Below are 14,649 nucleotides of genomic sequence, written 5' to 3' on the forward strand. Positions count from 1 at the left end.
TCGAATCGCGAGCGGTCAGCGCGTTTGTGGCCGATTACAGCCCGCGCGGGCACTCAGCCTGTGGGCGTGGACGGGTCGGAGCCCGCGGTCTCCGCGGCGACCATGGCGCGCGCGACGACGGGCTGCAGGTGCCTCGGCAGTGCCGCGGTGCCTGCGCGCAGGTGTGCCACGGCCGCCCGCAGAGCGGTGACCTCTGCGCGCAGTGCGGCGATGACAGCCTGGTCAGCGGCGGCACGCTCGGTGTCGGCGTGCCCGGAGATGCGCTCCAGCTCGCGCAGGAGCGGGCCGACCGGGGAGGTCTCGGCGGCGGTGCGCAGATCTTGTCGCGGCCTCGAAGTCGTGTCCACGCCCGCTCCTTCGCTTCATCGTCCCGGTGGGTGCTGTTGACGTTATCCAGGCCATGGCGCCGATCACATGTGCCGGAACACAAAGAGAGACCGTTGATCCTTGGGTCAATCGGACAGAGGTGATTACGCTTCCCCCCATGCCTGCGTCGGCGCATCCGTCACGGGTCGCTCCGGCCGCGACGGCGGCGGGCGACCGGCGGGAGAACGTGCTCCTGCGCGAGCTCGTGGCCGTCTACAGCCACCTGTCGGGCCTCGCCTCGCAGGACTCCGACGTCGACGGCGTCGTGCGGCTCGTCGCGCACCGCACGGGATCGGCCGTGGCCGTGCTGGGGCCCGCGGTCGAGGTGCTGGCCGCCGCGCCCGCCGACACGGGGGAGCGGCTGGCGGAGACCGCGGCGTCCGCGTCGCTCGGGCCCGTCCTCGCGGCGGCAGCGCAGAACCGCAGACCGGTGTCGCTGCCGGGACTGGGCGTCGACGCCGGGCCGGTCGTGGGACCCGTCGTGGTGGCGCCGATCCTCGTCGGCGACGAGGTCGCGGCCTACCTCGTGACGCTGCCACCCGTGCAGCCCCGTGCGCCGGAACAGGAGCTCGACGACGACCTGAACCTCCTGCTGACCGAGCACGCGGCCACCATCTGCGGGATCATCCTGGGCCGAGAGCGGGTGGTCGCCGCGGCCGCGGGCCGGGCCCGCACCGACCTGATCGAGGGCCTGCTCCTCGCCAAGGACCGCGACGACGAGGAGGCCCAGCGCTGGGCCGGGCACCTCGGGTTCGTCCGGGGCACCGACCATCACGTCCTCGCTGTGGGGCTGCTCGACGGCAGCGCGGCCGCCGGGCGCGCACCGGCCGACACCGCCCGCGTGCTCACGCCGGCCCAGCACGTGATCGCGCGCCGGATGCCGGGCGCCATCGTCGCCTTGCGGGACACGGAGGTCGTGGCCGTGGTGCCGGCGCCCCCGGAGCGCGGTGGCGGCCTCGACGGGGTCCGCGCACTTGCCGAGAAATGCCGGGCGGCCGTGCTGGACCGCCATCCCGAGGCGGCGGTCGTCGCGGGAGTCGGCGGGTGCTGCCGCACGGCCGGTGAGATCTCGCGGAGCTACTCCGAGGCGCGCAGCGCGGTCGACGCGGCGCGTCGGATGGGCCGGGCGCCCGCCGTGCTCGCCTTCGACGACCTGGGCGTACACCGGTTACTGCTGCAGGTGCCCGACCTCGGCGAGCTGCGCGCATTCGCCGCGGACGTGCTCGGCGAGCTCGTGCGCGACCGGGAGCACCGCGCCGACCTGGTGGGCACGCTCTGCGAGTGGTTCCGCTGCAACGGCAGCCCGCAGCGCACCGCCCGGGAGCTGCACGTGCACCCCAACACCGTGACCTACCGGATCCGGCGGGTCGAGGAGATCGCGGGCCTGCGGCTGGACCACTACCGTGACCGGCTGATGGCGCAGCTGGCGTGCGAGATCATGCAGGTGCTGGGGGACGTGCCATGACAGGGTCGAACGGGTCGCCCGAGGGATTCCGGGAGCGGGTGGCACAGGGGGTGCTCGTCGCCGACGGTGCGATGGGCACGGTGTTGCACGCCGCGGGCAATCCGCTGGAGCGGGCGCTACCGGAACTGAACCTGTCCGATCCGGACCAGGTGCAGCGGATCCACGACAGCTACCTCGCCACCGGGGTCGAGCTGATCCAGACCAACACGTTCGGTGCGAGCAGGCTGCGGCTGGAGGTGCACGGCCTCGGCGATCGCACGGCCGAGATCAACATGGCCGGTGTGCGGGTCGCCAGGGCGGCAGTGTCGGCAGCGGGCCGTCCCGTGTTCGTGGCCGGGTCGGTGGCCCCGGCCGTCACATTGCAGCAGCGGCGCCGGGTGGCCCCCGCCGACCGTGAGGCGGCGGTGCGCGAGCAGGTGGCCGCGCTCGTCGCGGCCGGGGTCGACGTGCTCGTGCTCGAGACCTTCGGCTACCTCGACGAGCTGGTGGAGGCGGCAGGCGTCGCCGTGGCGACCGGCGTTCCGGTGATGGCCCAGGCCACGTTCGCCGCCGACGGGCGCACCCTCGGCGGGGACACCCCGCACGAGGTGTGCGCTGCGCTGGCCGACCTGCCCGTTGCGGCGCTCGGCACCAACTGCACGCTCGGGCCGCAGGGCGTGCTGGCGGTGGTGCAGGAACTGCGCTCCCATACCGACCTCCCGATGTCGGCGCTGCCCAACGCCGGGCTCCCGCGCCGCACCAGCGGTCCCCGCTTCTCCTACGACGTCGACGCGCACTACTTCGCCCGCTATGCGCAGCTGCTCGTCGCGGCGGGCGTCTCGGTGGTGGGCGGGTGCTGCGGCACCACCCCTGCGCACCTCGATGCGGTCGTCCGGGCGATCGCGCGCACCGTCCCGGGCGTGGCCTCGCGCCGTGCCGCCGCCGTGGCCGAGCCCACCGCCGCCGGGGCTGCCGCCGAGCGGTCCGGACCGGGTTTCGACGTGCTGGCCGAGATCCAAGCACCGCAGGCCGGGCACGTCGCCGAGGCGCTCACGCAGGCAGAGGCCGTCCAGGCTCTGGGCGTGAACCGGGTGTGGGTGCCCGCGGGCGACGGCCCACGAGCCCAGCTGAACCCGGTGAACCTGGCCGTTCACCTGCAGAACCAGCTCGACGTCGAGGCACTCGCGAGCGTCACCACCTGGGACCGCACGATCATGGCGCTGCAGGCCGACCTGCTCGGGGCGCACGCGCTCGGGGTGCGCCGCGTGGTGTGCGAGACCGGCAGCCCCCCGCTGCTCGGCGACTACCCGCACGTCGACGGGGTGTGGGACGTCGATTCGATCGGGCTGGTCGAGCTGCTGGCGGGCCTCAACGACGGCCGTGACTGCAACGGGCTGCGGCTGGCGGGCAAGACCGCGTTCGAGATCGGGGCCCGGGTGGCGCCGGGCTCGCACGACCTGCACGCCGAGGCCGCCCGTGCGTTGCGCAAGGTGGAGGCGGGGGCGCAGTTCCTCATCACGCGGCCCGTCTACGACTTCGACTCGTTGCAGCGGTTGCGCGACGTGCTGGGCGAGCCGGCCCCGCTGCTCGTGTCGGTGCGGCCGCTGCGCAGCTTCGCCGAGGCGGAGTACCTCGCGCACGAGGTGCCCGACACGGCGGTGCCCGCGGCCACCCTCGTCGCGCTCGACCGCGCCGACAGCGGCCGGGACGGGGCAGCGGGTGGCGGGGCGGCGCGGGCCGGCGTGGAGCTGGCGGCCGAGCTCGTGCGAGCGGCCCGGACGTTCGCGGCGGGCGTGGTGCTCGCGCTGCCCTCCGATGCCGAGGCCGCCGCAGAACTGCTGGCCGCAGCCCGGGGCGACTGAGATGGCGCCACGGTTCCGCGGCCGCGGGTGCGGGTAGCACGACAGTGTGGAGACTGCCGAGATCGGCCTGGACGCGCTGCGTCGCGAGGCCACGCACTGCACGGCCTGCGAGCTCTACGAGTCCGCCACGCAGACGGTGTTCGGCGAAGGCCCACCCGCAGCCTGGCTGATGCTGGTGGGGGAACAGCCGGGCGACAAGGAGGACGTCGCGGGCAAGCCGTTCGTCGGGCCGGCCGGGCGGGTGCTCGACACGGCTCTGGAGCGCGCCGGAATCGACCGGGGCGAGGTGTACATCACCAGCGCGGTCAAGCACTTCCGGTTCGAGCAGCGGGGCAACCGCCGACTGCACAAGACGCCCGGCGTGATGCACATCCGGGCCTGCCGCCCGTGGCTGGACGGCGAGCTGCGCCTGGTGCGGCCCGCCGCGCTGGCCACTCTCGGCGCGGTCGCGGGCAAGTCGCTGCTCGGGCCGAGTTTCCGCATCAGCCAGGTGCGTGGAGAGGTGATCGAGTGGGAGGGCCGCCGCCTCGTGCCCACCGTGCACCCGTCGGCGATCCTGCGCGGACCGCCGGAGGCCCGCGACGAGGCGCTCGACGCTCTGGTGTCCGATCTCCGGGTGGTGGCCGGTCTGCGCTGCTGATCCGGGGTGTCGGGACGGCGGCGTCAGTCGGGTAGCGCCCGGAGAGCGGCGCGGAGGCGCAGCATGAGATGGAGGTCGAGTCGGCGGGCGGGCTGGCGCCAGTCGTCTCCGAGCGCCGCGGTCACCGCCTCCAGCCGCTGGTAGAGCGTGTTGACGTGCACTGCGAGCGCTTCGGCTGCTGCACCGGGACGCAGGTTGTGCTCGAGGTAGGCCAAGAGGGTCGCGCTCAGCGGGACGCCCCGTCGTTGCTCAGCGGACAGCAGGGGGCCGAGGTTGCGTTCGATGGCCGTGCGCAGGCCGGCGCGGCCGGCCGTGCTGAGCAGCACGCGGTAGATGCCGAGGTCCTCGGCGGTGCAGAGTTCGCCGACCCGTCCGAGGGCGAGCAGCGCGTCCACGATCTGACCGGCCTCGCGGTAGGTCCGCCCCAGCCGCGCGCCTGCCTGCCCCGGACCATCCGCACCATCGGTGTGTGTGCCACGTGCCCCGGCGGCGACCGGGCCGGCCAGACCGGCGGTGACGGAGCCGAAGCGGGTGCTCCAGGAATCCGTGACCGCCGCGACCGCATCCTGAGGGAGCACGATGACCGTGCGCGACCCGAGGTCGGCGACCACCGCGTTCTTGGGCGCCGCTGCCCGCAACGCGGCCAGCCCGTCGCCCGTCGTGGTGGTGCCGGCCGTGGCCACCAGCACGTCGTAACGGGTCGACGGGTCGAGACCGGCGAACCGCATCTGGCGGTCGAGCACGGCCGGGTCGGCGCCGGGGTTGTTCAGCAGGTCGGACAGGAACGAGTCGCGAGCCCGGCGGGCGGCCTCGTCGACCGCTTCGGCCCTGGTCAGCGTGAGTGCCAGCGCCGGCGCCGCGCGAGCGAGCAACCGGTCGATGTACTGGTCGTCCAGGAACCTCGATCCATCTGCTGCCGTCGCCGAGCCCGCCCCAACGGATCCAGGCCTCCACGGCTGAGCTCCCGAAATGTCACCGGACGCCTCGGACCCGGTGGCAACCTCGGAGCCGAGGCTCTCGGCGTCGAGCGCGGGCCCGAGCGCGGGCTCGGTGTGGGCGAGCGTGGTTGCGGGCTCCGTGACCAGTGCGCCGAGGACGCGGCGACCGGCGACCACCGGGTACAGACCGGGCTCCGAGGCGACGGGGGCAGTCGAACCGGTGGCGGAACGGCTGGGTGAACTGGTGGAGAGATCGGCCAGGGTGGCGTGTACGGCGGCCAGTCGGTCCGCCGGAATGCCTTCCGGCGGTGGACCGTCAGCAGTGACCAGGTGTACCGGGCGGCCGGCCAGCGTACGGACCTCGGCCAGCAGGTCAGCGACCTGACCGCCGCGTAACACCACCTGGGTGAGCATGTTGTCCCAGCGCAGCGCCTGCTCGAGCTCACCGGTCCGCCGTTCCAGTTCGCAGTTGACCTGGTTGAGCTGGGCCAGCCCGTCCTGGTATCGCTGCACCAATTGCTGGTTGTCCAGTGCGACGGCGGCGTGCGCGGCCAGCGCGACCAGCAGCGCGATGTCCTCCCCGGTGAATCGGCGCGGCCGCCGCTCCAGCACGAACAGCACCCCGAGCACCCGGTCGCGGCCGAGCAACGGCACTCCGAGCACGGACCGGGCGTGCTCGGCGCGGGCGGCGGCGTCGTTGTCCGGGTGATGGTTGAACGGCGCGGTCTCGTAGTTGTCGGTCCAGGCCGGCCGCGTGTGGCTCAGTACCTCGCCGGCCAACCCGGCTTCGGCCGCCATCGACATCCCGACCATGTGAGGGGTGAGCGCGCCGCTGACCGCGTGGATCCGCAGCCGGCGACTCGCCTCCTCGAGGCCGAGGTAGGCCATGTCCACCCCGAGCACCCTCCGGGCGTGCACGACGATGTCGTCGATCAGCCCGAGCTGGTCGCGCCGGCCGGTGGCGGTGAGGTCCGCGGCGACCTCGTTGAGCGTGGCCAGCTCGCGGGCCCGTTGGGTGCGCTGTTCGAGCAGGGCCCGGATTCGCAGTGCTGCCACCGCCTCGCCGGCGGCGCGCTCGGTCGAGCCTCGCTGCTGGGCCAGCCGATGCTCGTGGGCCGCGAAATCGGCCTCCGGCGCCTCGCTCAGAAGCAGCTCCAGCCAGCCGCCCTCGTCCACACCCACCTCACTGCTCGTGCACTTCTCCATCGGAACAACCAACTGATGGAGACCGTATCCATTGTAGCTATCGCCCTCGGCTGATTATCTGGTCATCACGGCACTGAACACGGCGCTGAACACTGAAGAACGGAGGACCAATCGGCATTATCGGCTGATCGGTCGTGAATGCTGAGAATCGTGAGTTATCCGGCAGGTCTGTGCGTATCGGTCGAGGCAGTGCGGCGGCCGCCTCGGCGGGACCTGGCCACGACGTTCCGGCTGTTCGGACGATTGCTCTTGTGCATCACTCGTCGACGATTCCTGAGTCAAACCAAAGCAAGGGAATGCCAATGCCGAGCCCTTCCGCCAGCGACGGCGCAGGTGGACACCCCAGCGGACCGGGTGTCCGTTGCCACCCAACTGCCGCACACACCGGCGGCTCGAGGTGCTCCGCGAAATCATCGGTCGCGGAGTTGACCCTGGCTCTGTTGCACGAGACCGTCCAGATGGGGAGCCCGGCCGGCACCTCCCGACGACCCGTTCTCAGCCGGACCCGGGAGTGGAACCACTGCTTCCCTGCTCGTCGGTCGGTCACCGCGTCCCACGACACGGTGATCGGCCGCCCTGTGATCGCGGACCGAACACCAGGAGAAAGGGCCTGACAATGGCGGCACCCGACAACGTGATCAGCTACTTCCCACGAGACGCCGACTTTGCGACGCTGTCGGAGATCATCGAGGCGGCCCGGGCCGGGCTGCCGTCGGACGTCCGCGACTTCCTCGACGGCGGTGCCGGGCGGGAGGTGACGCTGCGGCGTAATCAGCAGGCATTCGAACGGTGGGCCTACCGCCCGCGGATCATGACCGGCATCGGCGCGCCGGACCTGACCACGTCCTTCCTCGGCGTCTCGCTGGGGCTCCCGATCCTGACCGCGCCGTTCGGCGCGGACGGGCTGTTCCACCCCGAGGGGCACTGTGCCGTCGCTCGGGCGAACGCGGCCGAGGGCGCGGCCAGCATCGTGCCGGAGGCGGGCACCCACGCGGTCGAGGCGGTCGCGGCCGCCGCCCCGGTCGCAGCGCGGATCGCCCAGATCCACCCGATGGGCAGGCCCTCGAACTTCGCCACCATGTTGCGTCGGATCGAGGACGCCGGCTACGGCGCCGTGTGTGTGACGGTCGACTGCCCGACCGTCGGCTGGCGCGAGGGCGTCCGGCAGAACAGGTTCGACCCGGACCCGGCCGTCCTGACCGGCAACTACCCCGCCGGTGGTTCAGTGGCGCTGGACGAGGTCTTCGGGCAGCTGTTCACCCGCACCGAGCCGGTCTGGACGTGGGCGGAGCTGGGCGAGCGGATGGCGGCGACCCGGCTGCCGTGGATGGCCAAGGGCATCCTGACCGCCGAGGCCGCCTGTGCGGCGGTGGATGCCGGCGCGTCCGCGGTCCTCGTGTCCAACCACGGCGGGCGCCAGCTCGACGGGGCTCCCGCGGCACTGGAGCAGCTGCCCGAGGTCGCCGCCGCGATCGCCGGCCGGGCACAGATCGCCCTCGACAGCGGTATCCGCTCGGGCAGTGATGCGGTCACGGCGCTCGCGTTGGGCGCCGACGTGGTTGTGATCGGCCGACTCGCCGCCTACGGGCTCGCCGCCGCCGGTGAGGCCGGGGTCCGGCGCATCCACCAGCTGTTGCGCGATGAGATGCACACGGTCCTCACCCTGCTCGGTGCCGGCAGCGTGCGTGACCTCGGCCCGGATTATCTGCAGAAGGTGCAGCCGTGAGTGTTCGCCCACCGGGCAGCTTCTCGCGATTTCGAGGGCCGTGGTGCACGCCGGCGAACTGACAACGTCTGCGCCGGTCGTTCCTGTGGTTGGCCCCGGAGGGGTGGCCAACCACACGACGGCCTCCGGACCCTGTCAGTCGGCCCGAGGCAGCCGCCAGGTGTGCAGGTGCGTCCACGTGAGGGTGAGCCAGTACCGTCCGCTCCAGTCGTCGCTGCGGGTGCGGTAGAGCGAGACGTACTCCGCGGGGAAGTCCGGTGGCACCTCGACCCCGAGCCCGTGGATGAACTCCTCGGCCTCTTCGCTCAGGTCCGGCCGCAGGCGCAGGTCGTGTGAGGCCAATGAGAGGTGGGCGCGGAAGGCCTGGCGGTCGAACAGGTTCGGCTCGGGGTCCTCGGCGGGCCTGCGCAGCGGTGCCACGGCGGTGTCGATGGCGGCGGCCAGCTCGACGAGCGGGGTGTTCGGGGTGCCGTCGGCGAGATGGTGCACGTCGTAGACGACGGCGCCGCCGTCACCGAGTCGCCGGATGCCGCTGTTGACCACCGGGAACGACGTCAGCGGGGCGACGGCCTTGGTGACGGCCTCGACGATCGTGTCCTCGTCGCGGCCGATGTGCTGGCTCCCGACCAGCGTGGCGTGCGGCGGGAACGCGTCGGCGGAGATGAACCCGAACTGCGCGCGCAGCTGTGTGGTGACGGTGGTGACGGCGAGGCTCGTGCGCGGGTCCGGGCGCAGGAACACCCCGTAGCGGTACGGATCCCCGGCCTGGCGGGGCGAGAAGCGGGTCATGGGCAGTCCCTCAGGTCGATGGTGTTCGGGGAAGCGCAACGATCACGGCGTGGGCGCCGGAAGCCGCCAGTTGTGCAGGTGCTCCCACGTGAGCGTGTGCCACCACCGGCCGCTCCAGTCGTCGGAGCAGGTGCGGTAGAGAGCGACCGTGTCGCCCGGGAACATGGCGGGGGCCTCGACGCCGAGTCCTCGCACGAACTCCTCCACCTCGTCGCCCAGCTCGGGTCGTTCGTAGAGGTCGTGCGAGGCGAGTGAGAGGTGCGCCCGGAACGTCGCGGGGTCGAACCTGTTCGGCTCGGGATCGTCGGCGGGGATGCGCAGGGGCGCGACAGCGGCGTCCACGGCCGCGGCCAGTTCCACGAGCGACGTGTTGGGAGCCCCGTCGGCGAGATGGTGCACGTCGAAGATCACCCCGCGACCAGGTCGCCGGATCCCCTGGTTGACCACCGGGAACGCGGTCAGTGGGACCAGAGCCTTGGTGACGGCGTCGACGATCGTGTCCTCGTCGCGACCGAGGTGCTCGCTGCCGACCAGCGTGGCGTGCGGCGGGAACGCCCCGGCGGAGACGAGACCGAACTGGGCGCGCACGTGCGTGGTGATCCTGGTGACCGCCAGGCAGGTGCGTGGGTCGGGCCGGAGGTAGACGCCGTAGCGGTAGGGGTCACCGGCCGCGCCGCGGGACAAGCGCGTCACTGGCCGGCCTGCTCGCGGTAGTCCCGGATGATGTTCGTGCCGGTGGACTGGGCCTCCGAGACCGCCCCGTCGAAGGGGGTGGTGCCGCCGAAGGCGCGGTACAGCGACGTGATCATGGCTTGCCGGATCCTCGGCAGCGCGCCGGACAGGCAGCCCGCCGTGGCCGGGCTCGCGGGAGTGTGGTTGAACTCCTGCATCACCGCGGCCCAGGCCGGGTGCTGCGCGAGGAACTGTTGCTGCGTCGGGCTCTGGTCGACCTTCACGTTGATCGGCGCGTATCCGGACGCGTGCGAGAACTGCTCCTGCACGGGCGGGGAGTCGAGATAGCTGATGACCTTCCAGCTCGCGGCCTGGTGGGCGGCGTCGTGGCCCGGGCCGCTGACCCACAGCGATGCGCCGCCGATGATCGCCCCGGCCTGCCCTGCCGGTCCGGCCACCGGGATCGGGAGTGCCGTGTACCCGGTGAGGCCACCCGTGGTGAGGTCGCCGATGACTCCCGAGGAGTTGAACATCATCGCGACCTTGCCCGCGATGAACGCCTGGGTGAGGGCGTCGTCGTCGGAGCCGGTGTTGAGGGCCACGCCGTCGGTGTAGAGGGCGCTGATCGTCTTGAGGCTGGCGCGCTGCTCCGGGTTGTTCAGGCTGAACGCGGTGGCCCCGGCACCGGTACGTCCGTTGTCCGGTGTGCAGTACTCGGCGCCTGCGGCAGCCGTCATCTGCTCGAACCACCAGCCGTCGCCCTGCGGCTCGGCGAACCCCGCCACCCCCGGTATCGCCGAGTGGATCTTCCGCGCCGCCGCGTCCAGGCCGGTCATGGTGGTGAGCGTGGCCTTGTCGGCCCCGGCCTTCGTCAGGAGCGAGTCGTTGACGTACAGCATCGGCATCGAGGTGTTGAACGGTGCCGAGAGCAGCTTCCCGTCGGCGGTGTAGTAGTTCCGCGCCGCGGGGCGGAGATCCTGCAGGTTCAGCTCGCCGGGGTTCGCGGCCGCGAGATCCTGCGCGCTGACCGTCTGCCCGGCGTCGTGGATGAAGCCGGTGGACACGTCGTTGGACAGCAGCATGTCGGGTGTGCTGCCGTCCCGGATGGCCGAGGTGTACTTCGCGAGCGTGTCGTCGTAGTCGCCCTGGAAGACCGCTTGCACGGTGATGTGGTCGGCGTTGTGGGCGTTGAACCCGGCCACGGCGTCCTGCAGGGCCTTGCCGGCCGCACCGCCGAGGCCGTACCAGAGGGTCACGGTGACGGGCCCCGCCTGCGCGAGTGCCGACGGGCCGGGTGCGGGGCCCGAGGCGGGAGCCGTCGAGCTCGAGCAGGCGGCGCTCAGCGCGGTCACCAGGGTTGCGAGAACGGCGACGGCGAGGCGCCTCCGGGTGCGGTGGTCCGTGCGCATGGACTTCCCTTCTCCCCGCGCTCGACGGGGACACCTCGATCAGGACACGTGACGGGCGAGCGGGGATCGGCGGTCAGGTGATCCGCGCCGCCAGGCCGCGCACGAGGAACCGCTGCCCGAGGAGCACCAGGAGCAGGGTCGGGGCGAGCACGACGAGGGTGCCCGCGTAGATCACCCCCGGTGCGCCGAACTCACCGGCGACGAGCTGGGCGAGGCCGACCTGCACGGTGCGGTGTGCGGCGGAGTCGGTGATCAGCAGCGGCCAGAAGTACCCGTTCCAGGCCGACAGAGCCGACCACAGCGCGGCCGTCACGAGCTGCGGCCACGTCATCGGCACCACCACGTGCGTCAGACAGCGAAGATGGCCCGCGCCGTCGAGCCGCGCGGCCTCCCACACCTCCCGGGGCAGGGTGGCGAACGCCTGCCGCAGGAGGAACACGGGATACGCGACACACAGGTAGGGCAGGGCGATCGCGACGACGGTGTCGCGCAGCCCCAGGCCGCTCACGGTCTCGACGTTCGGGATGACGACGCTCTCCCCAGGGATCGCGAGCGTGGCGACGACGACGGCGAACGCCGCGGTCCGTCCGCGCCAGGCGGGGAAGACCAGCGCGTAGGCGGCGAGGGATCCCGTGATCAGCTGGGCGCCCGTCTGCAGCAGCGTGACGGCCGCGCTGACCAGGTACTGCTGGAGGAGCGGTATCACGCTCAGGGCCTGCCGGACGTTGTCGAGCGTCATCCGCCGCGGGTCGGGGAGAAGGTCCCCGCGGGCGACGTCACCGGCCGGCAAGAAGGCCGTGGCCAGGGTGGCGTAGACGGGGAACAGCACGATCACACAGAGCACGGCGAGCCCGGCCCAGCGCAGCACGCCGGCGGTCCGGGAGGACGGTGCCGCTCTCCGAGTGGGGGCCGCGGCAGGCGAGAGCGGTTCGGCAGCTCTCGGGCGCGTCGGTACGGACGCGGTCATGAACGCTCCCGGGCCAGGCGGAACTGGGCCGCCGTGGCCAGGACGACGAGCACGAGCAGCAGCAGGGCCAGCGCCGACGCCGTGCCGTACTGCGGCGAGCCGCCGCCGAAGGCCCGCTGATAGAGCTCGAAGACCAGCGTGTGGGTGGCGTCCGAGGGGCCGCCCCCGGTCAGCACCTGCACCTGCGTGAAGATCTGCAGCCCGGCGACGGTCTGGGTGACCACGAGGAACAGCAGGCTCGGGCGCAGCGCCGGCACCACGATCCAGAACGCGGTGCGTAGCTCCCCGGCCCCGTCCAGCGCGGCGGCCTCGAGGACCTCACGGTCCAGCCGGGAGATCGCCGCGACCAGAACGAGGAAGGTGAATCCGAACTCGTACCAGGCGGTCGTGATGACGATGGCGGCGATCGCCGACGCCGGGCTCGCGAGCCAGTTCGGCCCGGCGATGCCGGCCAGGGCGAGCGTTCGGTCGAGGATGCCCACCGCCGGGGCGAACAGGCCGGCGAACGTGGCCGACACTGCGGCGGTGGAGTAGGCGAAGGGCAGCGACAGTACGAGGGAGGCGACACGCCCGCCCCGGGGTGCGGCCCCGCGCATGAGGAGCGCGGCGGCGAGCCCGGCACCGGTCGCCAGGGCGGTGGAGAGCACGGCGATCAGCACCGTCGTCAGGATCACGCGGCGCAACTCGGGGTCGCTGCCCAGGCGCTCGAAGTTCTCCGCCCCCACGAACCGCGTCGGACGGCCGAGCAGGTCGCTCCCGTGCACGCTGAGATAGCCGCTCTGCGCCGTCGGCCAATAGGCGAACAGGGCGAGCAGCACCAGGCACGGCGCCATCAGCAACGGTCCGGCGAAGCGGTTCCGGGACAGCGGCGTGGGAACGTTCCCCAACACGTCAGGAACGTTGCTGCCCACGGGTGGCCGCGGCGCCGATGGGGGCTGAACAGGCCCTGAACGAGGTGGGTCGGCTCAGCAGCGTGGGCGTCCGGCCGTCCGGCCGCTGATCAGTTGTCCGTTGATCGCCTGGTGGCGGGTATCCGTGGTGCGTCCCTCGACGTGGGAAACGACCTCGTCGACCGCGCGGGTGCCGAGGTCTGCCACCGGCTGCACCCACGTGGTCAGTCCGAGCAACGGCGTCGTGAGCGGTGGCAGGCCGTCGTAGCCGGTGACGGAGAGATCGTCCGGTGCCCGCAGGCCGCGTCGGTTCATCGCCTCGAGGATCGCGAGGGCGTAGTGATCGGTGGGAGCCATGACCGCCGTGGTCGCCCGGTCCGCGAGAAGCCGTTCCACGAGTCTGTTGATCCCGTCGTCGCCCGCGCGGACCTCCTCGTCGGGCGCCTCGACCACGTCGGCGCCGAGCTCACGCAACCGCCGGGCCATCTCGGCGGTGCGCGGGGCCTGCGTGAGTGAGCGCTCCGGCCGCAGCGTCACGACCGCGACCCGGCGGTGCCCGAGCGACCACAGATGGTCGGCCATGCCGCGCCCGCCGTCGATCTCGTCGCAGTACACGCTGCTCAGGGCCTTGTCGGTGGCCGGGCGACCCGCGAGGACCGTCGGGACGCGGCGGGCGTGCGGCAGGACGTCCGCGACGGGGAGCAGGCCGCTGCAGACCACGAGCCCCTCCACCTGGAGCCCGACGAGCGTCTCCAGCGCCCGTCGTTCGTCGGCGACGGCGAAGCTCCCCGACCCCGTGGCCGTCACGACCCGATACCCCCGCGCGGCCGCGCGCTCCTGCATCGCGGTGAGCAGGTGCCCGTAGTACGGGTTCGAGGCGTCGCGCACGAACGCGCCGATGGTGTGCGTGCGCCGGGCGACCATCCCGCGGGCCATGGCGTTCGCGACGTACCCGAGCTCGGCGGCGGCCAGCCGGACGCGCTCCTGCCCGCCGGCCGCTACTCCGCCCGACCCGCTGAGGGTGCGTGAGACGACCGATTTGGACACACCGGCCCGCCGCGCGACGTCGATGATCGTCGGAGCCGTGCGCGGGTCAGGCACCCGGCACCGCTACGCCTGCCGAGGCGAGGTCGGTGAGGCACTGCTGCGGCCCCTGCCACCGGAACGCCGACCACCCGCTCTGTTGCGCAGCGAGGACGTTGACGGGCCGGTCGTCGAAGAACACCAGCTCGGCCGCTGGCAGACCGAGCGCGTCCTCCACCGTGGCGTACGCGCCAGGGTCCGGCTTGGCGAGGCCCATGTCGCACGAGAAGAGCTTGGTGGGGAACCTCGCTCCCCACCGTGAGCTGCGTACCTGCTCGGCCATGGATCGTGGCGCGTTGGACAGCAGCGCCAGCTGCACCCCTGTCCGCGCGATGGCGTCGATGAGGTCGGCGGCCCCAGGGGAGAGCTCGGACCATCGCTGTGCGTCCGCCACGTCCAGCCGGCGCACCTGCGCGGCGGTCAGGACCCGGCCGAGGTCGTCCGCCACGCGGTTCCAGTAGTCCTCCGCCGCGCTGCCCAGGTCGTAGGAGTCGCGGTGGCGCCAGTAGGCCGCCGCGAAGCTCGTGGCCTCCACACCGAGCTCAGTGGCGAAAGCGAAGATGCCGTCGGCGGAGCCACCCAGCACGCCCCCGATGTCGAACACGACGGCGCTGGGCGGCCCGATGCGGTCCACGTGGCCACTCTATGGAAGCTCCT

Annotated in this window: 13 protein-coding genes; 4 read left to right on the top strand and 9 right to left on the bottom strand. The window is 72.5% G+C overall.

Going from position 1 to position 14,649, the window contains the following annotated elements:
- Positions 1–53: 53 nt before the first annotated feature.
- Entirely contained in the window at positions 54–347 is a 294-nt protein-coding gene (locus ACQPZQ_RS22990) for a hypothetical protein (protein WP_433283867.1), read from the bottom strand.
- A 137-nt stretch (positions 348–484) separates the two neighbouring features.
- Between ACQPZQ_RS22990 and ACQPZQ_RS22995 the strand changes: the two genes are divergently transcribed.
- Genes ACQPZQ_RS22995 through ACQPZQ_RS23005 form a run of 3 tightly spaced genes read left to right on the top strand, consistent with a single transcriptional unit; the run spans position 485 to position 4,312 of the window.
- Positions 485–1,831, top strand: coding sequence for a PucR family transcriptional regulator (locus ACQPZQ_RS22995; RefSeq protein ID WP_433283868.1), 1,347 nt, complete (start codon positions 485–487; stop codon positions 1,829–1,831).
- Entirely contained in the window at positions 1,828–3,672 is a 1,845-nt protein-coding gene (locus ACQPZQ_RS23000) for a bifunctional homocysteine S-methyltransferase/methylenetetrahydrofolate reductase (RefSeq protein WP_433283870.1), read from the top strand. Before ACQPZQ_RS22995 ends, ACQPZQ_RS23000 begins: the two co-directional genes overlap by 4 nt.
- A 46-nt stretch (positions 3,673–3,718) precedes the next feature.
- On the top strand, positions 3,719–4,312 hold the full coding sequence (locus ACQPZQ_RS23005) for a UdgX family uracil-DNA binding protein (protein ID WP_433283872.1): 594 nt from the start codon (positions 3,719–3,721) through the stop codon (positions 4,310–4,312).
- A gap of 23 nt (positions 4,313–4,335) precedes the next feature.
- On the opposite strand, the gene ACQPZQ_RS23010 is transcribed toward ACQPZQ_RS23005, so the two are convergent.
- The gene (locus ACQPZQ_RS23010; protein ID WP_433283874.1) at positions 4,336–6,456 is read right to left on the bottom strand and encodes a GAF domain-containing protein; all 2,121 of its coding nucleotides are present in this window, start codon (positions 6,454–6,456) and stop codon (positions 4,336–4,338) included.
- Between the two features lie 616 nt (positions 6,457–7,072).
- On the opposite strand from ACQPZQ_RS23010, the gene ACQPZQ_RS23015 reads away from it, so the two are divergent.
- Positions 7,073–8,182: an alpha-hydroxy acid oxidase gene (locus ACQPZQ_RS23015; RefSeq protein WP_433283876.1), complete on the top strand. Its 1,110-nt coding sequence runs from the start codon at positions 7,073–7,075 to the stop codon at positions 8,180–8,182.
- A gap of 135 nt (positions 8,183–8,317) precedes the next feature.
- Here the strand turns inward: ACQPZQ_RS23015 and ACQPZQ_RS23020 are convergent, their stop codons facing one another.
- The 7 genes from ACQPZQ_RS23020 to ACQPZQ_RS23050 form a co-directional block, all read right to left on the bottom strand.
- Positions 8,318–8,971: a 2'-5' RNA ligase family protein gene (locus ACQPZQ_RS23020; RefSeq protein WP_433283878.1), complete on the bottom strand. Its 654-nt coding sequence runs from the start codon at positions 8,969–8,971 to the stop codon at positions 8,318–8,320.
- Positions 8,972–9,013: 42 nt separating this feature from the next.
- Positions 9,014–9,664 (bottom strand): hypothetical protein, encoded by a 651-nt coding sequence (locus ACQPZQ_RS23025; protein WP_433283880.1) that lies wholly within the window; start codon positions 9,662–9,664, stop codon positions 9,014–9,016.
- Positions 9,661–11,052: an ABC transporter substrate-binding protein gene (locus ACQPZQ_RS23030; RefSeq protein ID WP_433283882.1), complete on the bottom strand. Its 1,392-nt coding sequence runs from the start codon at positions 11,050–11,052 to the stop codon at positions 9,661–9,663. The genes ACQPZQ_RS23025 and ACQPZQ_RS23030 overlap by 4 nt, the downstream gene beginning before the upstream one ends.
- Positions 11,053–11,125: 73 nt before the next feature.
- Positions 11,126–12,019 (bottom strand): carbohydrate ABC transporter permease, encoded by an 894-nt coding sequence (locus ACQPZQ_RS23035; RefSeq protein WP_433283884.1) that lies wholly within the window; start codon positions 12,017–12,019, stop codon positions 11,126–11,128.
- The gene (locus ACQPZQ_RS23040) at positions 12,016–12,909 is read right to left on the bottom strand and encodes a carbohydrate ABC transporter permease (RefSeq protein ID WP_433283886.1); all 894 of its coding nucleotides are present in this window, start codon (positions 12,907–12,909) and stop codon (positions 12,016–12,018) included. The genes ACQPZQ_RS23035 and ACQPZQ_RS23040 overlap by 4 nt, the downstream gene beginning before the upstream one ends.
- A 75-nt stretch (positions 12,910–12,984) precedes the next feature.
- Positions 12,985–14,010: a LacI family DNA-binding transcriptional regulator gene (locus ACQPZQ_RS23045; protein ID WP_433283888.1), complete on the bottom strand. Its 1,026-nt coding sequence runs from the start codon at positions 14,008–14,010 to the stop codon at positions 12,985–12,987.
- Positions 14,003–14,626 carry an HAD family hydrolase gene (locus ACQPZQ_RS23050; protein WP_433283890.1) on the bottom strand — a complete coding sequence of 208 codons (624 nt, stop codon included), beginning with the start codon at positions 14,624–14,626 and terminating at the stop codon, positions 14,003–14,005. The genes ACQPZQ_RS23045 and ACQPZQ_RS23050 overlap by 8 nt, the downstream gene beginning before the upstream one ends.
- Positions 14,627–14,649: the final 23 nt, after the last annotated feature.

This window comes from Pseudonocardia sp. CA-142604 (assembly GCF_050948475.1).
Classification (GTDB): domain Bacteria; phylum Actinomycetota; class Actinomycetes; order Mycobacteriales; family Pseudonocardiaceae; genus Pseudonocardia; species Pseudonocardia alaniniphila.

What these genes read in the sequence shown, in the direction of transcription:
- ACQPZQ_RS23030 (WP_433283882.1), bottom strand. Translation starts at nt 11,052, where the DNA reads ATGCGCACGGACCACCGCACCCGGAGGCGCCTCGCCGTCGCCGTTCTC.
- ACQPZQ_RS23000 (WP_433283870.1), top strand. Translation starts at nt 1,828, where the DNA reads ATGACAGGGTCGAACGGGTCGCCCGAGGGATTCCGGGAGCGGGTGGCA.
- ACQPZQ_RS23015 (WP_433283876.1), top strand. Translation starts at nt 7,073, where the DNA reads ATGGCGGCACCCGACAACGTGATCAGCTACTTCCCACGAGACGCCGAC.
- ACQPZQ_RS23035 (WP_433283884.1), bottom strand. Translation starts at nt 12,019, where the DNA reads ATGACCGCGTCCGTACCGACGCGCCCGAGAGCTGCCGAACCGCTCTCG.
- ACQPZQ_RS23020 (WP_433283878.1), bottom strand. Translation starts at nt 8,971, where the DNA reads ATGACCCGCTTCTCGCCCCGCCAGGCCGGGGATCCGTACCGCTACGGG.
- ACQPZQ_RS23010 (WP_433283874.1), bottom strand. Translation starts at nt 6,456, where the DNA reads ATGGAGAAGTGCACGAGCAGTGAGGTGGGTGTGGACGAGGGCGGCTGG.
- ACQPZQ_RS22995 (WP_433283868.1), top strand. Translation starts at nt 485, where the DNA reads ATGCCTGCGTCGGCGCATCCGTCACGGGTCGCTCCGGCCGCGACGGCG.